Source organism: Sutterella parvirubra YIT 11816, from assembly GCF_000250875.1.
GTDB classification, from domain to species: Bacteria; Pseudomonadota; Gammaproteobacteria; order Burkholderiales; family Burkholderiaceae_F; genus Sutterella; species Sutterella parvirubra.
Genome location: NZ_JH605010.1, coordinates 18,673 through 19,988, shown reverse-complemented (window position 1 = coordinate 19,988; position 1,316 = coordinate 18,673). Strand labels below are relative to the sequence as shown.

General features: G+C 63.5%; 2 protein-coding genes. One reads left to right on the top strand and one right to left on the bottom strand.

The window, feature by feature from the left end; genetic code table 11:
* A partial coding sequence (locus HMPREF9440_RS12215) for an aryl-sulfate sulfotransferase (RefSeq protein WP_040765316.1) occupies positions 1 to 987 on the top strand: 987 nt, incomplete at its 5' end.
* A 139-nt stretch (positions 988 to 1,126) separates the two neighbouring features.
* On the opposite strand, the gene HMPREF9440_RS11715 is transcribed toward HMPREF9440_RS12215, so the two are convergent.
* Positions 1,127 to 1,316, bottom strand: a 190-nt coding sequence (locus tag HMPREF9440_RS11715) for a hypothetical protein (RefSeq protein WP_216586077.1), incomplete at its 5' end; no start/stop codon positions are given.

Sequence of the window (1,316 nt, the reverse complement as noted above, 5' to 3'; positions counted from 1 at the left end):
AGCCACGCGATGGCCCCGGGGCCCGACGGCCGCTACTTCCTGCGCGTGGCGAGTTCCGACCTGCGCCGCGCGGACGACACGCACGTGCGCACGGTGCGCGACGTGATCATCGAAGTCGACCGCGACGGGAACGTCACGGACGAATGGCGCCTCTTCGACATCCTCGATCCGCAGCGGAACATCGTCCTGAAGTCGATCGACCAGGGCGCGGTCTGCCTCAACATCGACCTGGAGAAGTCCGGCCAGACGCTGACCGCCGAACAGCTGGCGAAGCTTGAGGCCGAGCACGAATTCGGCGACATCGCCGGGACGGGCGCCGGGCGCAACTGGGCGCACGTCAACTCGGTCGACTACGACGAAGAGGACGACAGCATCATCCTGTCGTCCCGCCACCAGTCCTCCGTCATCAAGATCGGCCGCGACAAGGAAGTGAAGTGGATCCTCTCCGCTCCGAACGGCTGGGCCGAAAAGTACCGCTCGAAGATCCTCACGCCCGTCAACGCCAAGGGCGAACCCTTGAAGTGCCGCCTCGGCGTCTGCGAAGGGGGCTTCGACTGGACGTGGACGCAGCACACCGGCTGGAAGATCGACGAGATGAGCAAGGACGACGTCCTCTACCTCTCCGTCTTCGACAACGGCGACGGCCGCGGCTTCCGCCAGCCCGACGACCCCAAGGAAAAGTACAGCCGTGCGGTCGTCTACAAGATCGACCAGAAGAAGATGACGGTCGAGCAGGTTTGGAGCTACGGCGAGAAGCGCGGTCACGAGCTCTACAGCCCGATCACGTCTTCGGTCGAGTACAAGAAGGACAAGGATTCGGTCGTCGTCTATTGGGCGTCGATCGGCGTGGGCACCCCCGAGGGCGGCGCGCCGGTGCTGACCGAATTCCGCTGGGGCGAGAAGGAGCCCGTGGTTGAAATGAAGTTCAAGGGCACGTTCGGCTACCGGGCGCTCCCCGTGGACCCGAACCTCGCGTTCTCGAAGTAAGTTGCCCGTTGCGCCCGGTCCGTGCGGACGGTTAAGTTCGCGCGGCCGAGTGTTTCCAAATGCAAAAAGAACCCGCTCGGGAGCTGGGCTCCCGGCGGGTTCTTTGCGTCTCGAAGCCTACGCGTCTAGGCGAAACCGCCTACTGCGGAAAATTTCGGAAAAAGCGATCCTGAGGGAGTGTAAAGAGGGCTTTACGGAGGCGGATGCGGGTCCATTCACCGGGCGCTAAAGTGAGCCCAACGAAACAAGGAACACGCGTCGACGCCCAGTCTTCCGACGCACCGAATGGAGGTCCGACCATGAAGAACACCCGCCGCATCATCGCCGCT